The 6,000-nt window shown below is 67.1% G+C and carries 5 protein-coding genes; 2 read left to right on the top strand and 3 right to left on the bottom strand.

Annotation, left to right across the window (positions count from 1 at the left end):
* Window positions 1-284 precede the first annotated feature (284 nt).
* Together Ari01nite_RS46935 and Ari01nite_RS46940 are read right to left on the bottom strand one after the other, a co-directional pair.
* Entirely contained in the window at window positions 285-935 is a 651-nt protein-coding gene (locus Ari01nite_RS46935) for a UCP032817 domain-containing protein (RefSeq protein WP_203790948.1), read from the bottom strand.
* Window positions 936-1,514: 579 nt separating this feature from the next.
* Window positions 1,515-2,333, bottom strand: coding sequence for an ATP-binding protein (locus Ari01nite_RS46940; RefSeq protein WP_203790949.1), 819 nt, complete (start codon window positions 2,331-2,333; stop codon window positions 1,515-1,517).
* Between the two features lie 583 nt (window positions 2,334-2,916).
* Between Ari01nite_RS46940 and Ari01nite_RS46945 the strand changes: the two genes are divergently transcribed.
* A complete protein-coding gene (locus Ari01nite_RS46945) occupies window positions 2,917-4,005 on the top strand; it encodes a TolB-like translocation protein (protein WP_203790950.1) in 1,089 nt (362 codons plus the stop codon).
* A gap of 173 nt (window positions 4,006-4,178) precedes the next feature.
* Here the strand turns inward: Ari01nite_RS46945 and Ari01nite_RS46950 are convergent, their stop codons facing one another.
* Window positions 4,179-5,162, bottom strand: a complete 984-nt coding sequence (locus tag Ari01nite_RS46950) for an ATP-binding protein (protein ID WP_203790951.1) — start codon at window positions 5,160-5,162, stop codon at window positions 4,179-4,181.
* Between the two features lie 360 nt (window positions 5,163-5,522).
* On the opposite strand from Ari01nite_RS46950, the gene Ari01nite_RS46955 reads away from it, so the two are divergent.
* The coding region (locus tag Ari01nite_RS46955; protein WP_203790952.1) for an ABC transporter ATP-binding protein at window positions 5,523-6,000 on the top strand (478 nt) is incomplete at its 3' end.

Below are 6,000 nucleotides of genomic sequence, written 5' to 3' on the forward strand. Positions count from 1 at the left end.
ACGCCCGGATGACGAAGAAGAAGCCCGCCCGGGTGCCACCGTTGACCGGTTACTGCGCGGCTGGATAACACCTTCCTAAAGACTGCATTTATTTGGGGTTGTTGCAGCGCTAGGTTTATTCCTGGCGGCCGCTGACGCCGAGCCGTCGACTCAGCTCATGGGTACCCGTTATGTCATCGCGCAGCATCGAATCGAGACGGCGACGGCGACGCCTGCGACTGAGTAGGAGCCAGCGCCTGGCGGGAAGGCGACTGCCGGATCACACCTGACCTGATCAGGCGCGCTCAGCCTCCTCCGCCGACGCAACCGTTGCCTCCGCCAGCGGGACCGGCCGGATATACGCCTGCATAGTTCGGCTCAATGGGTTGCCTCCGATGGGTGCGGTGCCAACGTCCCGGACCGCGGAGGTGCTGCAGGCAATGTCCGCCCGGCATGTCGTGGCACTGCCCGCGGCCGCCGCAGTCGGCTAGGTAGCGACGTCCGCCGCCGATATTCAGTTCCTGATCCACTCGGAACAGCAGCGGTAGCCCGCCTGGTGCGCCACCTTCATCCTGCTGGGCCAGCCGGTAGGTCATCGCAAGCCCAGCGACCCGGTTGGCCGCGGCACTTTCCGCACTCACGGCGGACTCAGGCGTGTGGTGCAGGAAGCTCACGAACGCCGTCTGGCAGAACTGCTCGTAGTCGCGGGTGTGCAGGACGAGCTCATGCCACATGTCGTCAACGATCATCGAGGGCATGGCCAGCCTCGCCTTGGGCTGACGAGCGGCGAGCCGGAACCACTGCCGGGTGGCAGCTTCCACCGTGCTCACCTTCTCGGCAGACAAAGCCTCGTGGTGGCCGGCGAATCGTAGACGGACGCTGGCGGGGAACTGGTAGGCGTTGATGAAGGCCAGTCGTCGGGATGCTGCGCGGCTCCGTAATCGCACGTGTGTCATGCCGACAGAGTGCGCCCACTGGTCAAATAGGGCAATCGAGCCGAATAGGTCAGACCGATCCATTCGGATGGGCGGCACCGGTTCACGGTCGCCGACAATCGGCTGTGCCGGATAGGTGCGGTGACTCCCGGTGCCCGGCTCGGTCGTGGGTTTGGCCGACGAGCGACCACGTTCGCGACTGATTTGACCTCTTCGCCCCGCCAGTCTCGGGCCGCAGGTGATGCAGCTGGGACATGATCTCGGTGCGGGTGTGGCCGAGTTGGTCCCGGCGGTCGACGAGCAGCCGCGACCCCCGGTGGTGTCGTCGATGACGACGTGCCGCAACCCGGCCGTCCGTAGGGACGACAGCGACGCTGTGCGCGTCGACCGTGTCGATGTTGTGGCCTTGGCCGGTGGTGAACACTCGGGCCTACGGCTTCGTCGGAACGTCCACTACGGTCTCGCCCTCGGCGACCAGGTGCTGGGCGACGTGCCGGCCGATGCCGTTGTGGCCCTCGACAGCCCAAGATGCGGTCGGTGGGTTTCAGGAGGGCCAAAGCCCGTGATGGCACCCGCACCCCGCACCCGGCGCCGTTGCCGTCACATCACCGTCGCCCATACCACCTTGCCGTCATGAGTCGGCATGGCGCCCCAAGCAGCGGCGACGCGGTGCACCAGCCGCAGGCCCCGCCCCCGTTCGTCGAGCGGGGCCTGCGGGTCGATGAGCTGCAATCCGGTCGGGCACGGGAACCAGCTGACGCAGTCATGAACCGCTACGTGCAGTCGTGGTCCGCTGCGCAACACAGTGACGATGAAATCGGTGCGGGCGTGCTCCACGGCGTTGCCGGCCAGCTCGGATACGATCGACCAGCCCTCCTGCAGCAGCTCTGGCAGGTGCCACGCGTGACAGGCCTGCGTGACGAGGGCGCGAGCGGCCTTGACCGATCCCGGCCGGGGCAGCAGACAGGTTTGCAGACAGTCCGCGCGCAACATCCGTCCAGCGATCGCTTTACGCGCCTCGGCCACGGCAGTGAACACGCGTGGCGCCGGCCCTGGGAAATATCGCAGGCGCCGGCTCAACGCGGCCGTAGCAGGCACGCAGAACGACACACTCATCGGCGTCGTGCCGAGCCAGGCCCATTGCCACAACCTCAACCAGAACGACACGCTGACGCCGTCAGGATCAACGAGATCGCGCAGATCGACGATGATCGAGGCAGAGGGTCCGGCCAGGCATTTGCGCACGGCCGCCGATACCTGTTCGCCGAGGGCGAGCGACCATTGCCCGTGCGCCGCCACCTCCGCGATCGCCATGCCGGCGTCGCCGATCACGGTCACCGCTGGGCCGAGACGATCCGTCGCAGGAGTAAGCAGAAAGGGCGGCAATATCGGCAGCGTATGCCAGTCCGCATCAGTCACCGTGGATCATCCGTGCCGCAACGTGGTCATGCGGACGCCCTGTTGAGGATTTCCTTGACGCACGCTGTTCAACGGCCACAACTGCCCCCGGTCATCTTGTCGGAATCGGTGCGCTACCGGGGTCTGAGGCAGCTGATCGGAGACAACGCGCTGTCTCCAAGCGCATAAGAATAGCTCAGCCAGTCGAAGATTGCTCTTCACCGTGGGGGTGATGCTTCGGGGTGACGGACTGGCAGTCTGTTGATCTCGAATGTCTCCACGCCTGGTTGGCATTCCTTTCGCTTGCTGCTGTCCGTCAACCGGTGGAGGCTGAGGTTAATTCTGACCCCGGACCCCGGTCGCCGCTGCTGTGATGGGGGTAATGATGAGACGTTTTCGGAGCCGAACGGCGACGGTGATCGTGGTCGGTGGTCTGCTGGTCCTGGAGTCGGCCTCCTCGGCTGCCGCCGTTTCGACCGGTGGCGATCTCACGAACCGGGTCAGCGTGTCCAGCGCGGGCACGGAGTCGGACGGCGAGAGCTTCGCTCCCGCAGTCAGTGGTAACGGCCGATATGTGGCCTTCTGGTCCACGGGCACGACCCTGGTGGCCGGCGACACCAATGCCGTCGCCGATGTGTTCGTCCGGGATCTGCGGACTCGGACCACCAGCCGTATCAGCGTGGCCACCGGCGGCGTGCAGGCCGATCAGGAGGCGTCCGAACCGTCGATCAGCGGCGACGGGCGGTATGTCGCTTTCTCGTCCCATGCCACCAACCTGGCGAGCGGCGACACCAACGACCGCGGTGACATCTTCGTCCGGGACCGCCGGGAAGCCCGCACCACCCGGGTGAGCGTCACCAGCGCGGGGGCAGAGGCCGACAACACCAGCCACAGTCCGGCCATCAGCGCCGACGGCAGGTACGTCGCCTTCGTGTCGCACGCCGCTAACCTCGTGCCCGGGGACACCAACGCCACCGAAGACGTCTTCGTCCACGATCGGCAGGCCGGAACTACCCGAAGGATCAGCGTATCCACGGCCGGTGTCGAGGCCAACGAGCGAAGCCTCGGCCCGACCATCACCGCGGACGGCCGCTACGTCGCCTTCGGCTCATTCGCCACCAATCTCGTACCGAGCGGCGCCAGCGGCGTATTCGTCCGGGACCTACGGCAGAACCACACCGAACTGGCGAGCGTGACCAGTAGCGGCGTCCCGGCCGGAGGTAACCTCGGGTTGAATGCGGCGATCAGTGCTCAGGGCCGGCACGTGGCTTTCTACACTGACGCGCCCGACGTCGTGCCGGGCGACACCAACACCGTTCAGGACATCTTCGTACGGGATCTCCGCGCCGATACGACCAGCCGTGCCGGCCTGTCGAGCACCGGCCTGCAGGGCGACGACAACAGCTTCGCGCCGGCGATCAGCGGCAACGGCCGATTCGTCGCTTTCGGATCGTTCGCCACGAACTTGGTGCCGGGCGACACCAACGGCGTTGAGGACATCTTTGTGCAGGACCGGTGGACGGGTGTGACCAGGCGAGTCAGTGTTTCCGGCACCAATGGTGAAGGTGACAGCGTCAGCGATTCAGCAGCCCTGAGCGCCGACGGCACCCGAGCGGCGTTCGTGTCGTACGCAACGAACCTGGTCCCGAACGACCGCAACCGCATCCTCGACGTGTTCGCCCGGAGCTGCTAACCGGGCCGCAGTCGAAGGTAGGCGGGACACCGGAAGAGAGAACCAGCGCGAACTGGTGATCATTACTGACGGAGCCCGCACAGCAGACGCCGGCAGGATCCGAAGGTGCGCCGGTCCGTGCCGGACCGGCCACCCGAAACTCGAGAGCGGCTCGCCATCGGCTGGCGGGCGGCCTACACCGTGGGCGTGCATGACGTGTGTTGCGGGAAAAGCAGCCGTACGCAGGTGCGGTTTGACGTCGAGTGGATCTGGACGACGTCGGCGAGTTGCCGGGCTACCCACAATCCGCGACCGCCGGGCGTCGGGTCGGCGGGTTGCGGCCGCTGGTATCCGGCGGTGGCCGGGATGGGCCGGCCGGCGCTGTCGTCGCATTCGACGATGAGGGTGTCGTGGTGGTGCCAGGCGCGGACCCGGACGGGTGGGGCGCCGTGGCGCAGGCCGTTGGCGGCCACTTCGACGGTCGCGACCACCAGGTCCTCGGCCGGTTCGCTGGCGAACTGGTGCTCGATGGCCCAGGTGTGCAGCACCGTGCGCAGGCGGCTGAGGCCGGCTACCTCGGATAGGACCAGCTCGTGGTCGATGTGGGCGGGCGCGGGCCGCCACGGCATGTCCTGCCGTTCGCTGAGGTAACGCTGCGGGGCCAGGTATGTCGGGGATCGGACCGGTCCGGTCGGGGTGAGCAGGTACGGGTGGGTGGCTCGTACTCCGTCGAGGACCGGGCGGGGGTGGTGCTGCGGATTCCAGAGGCAGGTGATCGCGCTCCCGTAGGGGGCATAGGTCTGGTTACAGACTGCTTCGTAGGCCAGGTATGCGGCAGCCCGGTCGGCCTGTAGCCCGGCGTCCGTTGCCCCGGTGAGGTCGGGCTCGGCGAGCAGGTGTACCCGCCGGCCGGCATCCTGCTGTGCGGCCAGATACCGGCGGAACCCTTCGTAGGCAAATCCCAGCCGCTGGTAAAACTCCGCGGGCTCACCCAGCGCAGCGCTTTCCAGGGCGCCGACCTGCTCGCCGAGGACTGTACGGGTGTGTTCGCGGACCACTAGCAGGGTCTCGTCGTAGCGTTCGGTGGACCGGCGCAGCTCGGGCACGAGGATGCTGAGCAGTTCGGTGTCCGAGCTGGCGATCAGGGCGGTATGCGCGAGACCCGGCTCGGTGCTCATCTGATGGTCGCGGCGAGGGTCGCGGTCGCCGCGAGGGTGCAGCGATCCTTTCCACGCCGTGCGCATACCTCGGACAACATAACGTGCGTTTACCCGGACAAGGTTCACCTACACCGCCGGGCCAGGCCGGGAATTTCCGTTCTGACCGGACCTAGTGTGCCGGTTAAGGCGGATCTGCGCGGCCGAGGAACTCGACGCCGACGCCGACGGGGTGCCCGACGTCTACGAGCGGGACATGGAGCAACGCTGATCCTTTACTCGGGTGCTATCCGCGGTGGGGCGGTAGGCGTACGGTGAGGGCAGGTGTGCCGGGAAGTCTGGTCGGCGGTCATATCCGTACGACCACGAAGGACTCCTGTGATGAGCGTTCTCGCGCTGCGCGCCGTCGGCCTGACCAAACGGTACGGGCGCCTGGTCGCCCTCGACGACCTCACCGTCGATGTTGCCGCGGGTGAGGTGTTCGGGTTTCTCGGCCCGAACGGTGCCGGTAAGTCCACCACCATCCGCCTGCTGCTCGGCCTGGCCCGCCCCACTGCCGGCCGGGCTTGGGTGTTCGATGTCGACGCGGCAAATGTGACTCTGGCACACCGGCTGTTGGCCTATGTGCCGGCGGATGTCGCGTTGTGGCCGCAGCTGACCGGCGCGGAGATCCTGCATCTGCAGGCGTCCACCGGCCCGGGCGTCGACCCGGCCTACCGTGACGAGCTCGTCGACCGGTTCGCCCTCGACCCCTCGAAACCCGCCCGGACCTATTCGACCGGGAACCGGCAGAAGGTCGCGCTGATCGCCGCGTTCGCCACCCGCGCGCCGCTGCTGGTGCTGGACGAGCCGACCAGCG

The organism is Paractinoplanes rishiriensis, assembly GCF_016862375.1.
Classification (GTDB): Bacteria; Actinomycetota; Actinomycetes; order Mycobacteriales; family Micromonosporaceae; genus Actinoplanes; species Actinoplanes rishiriensis.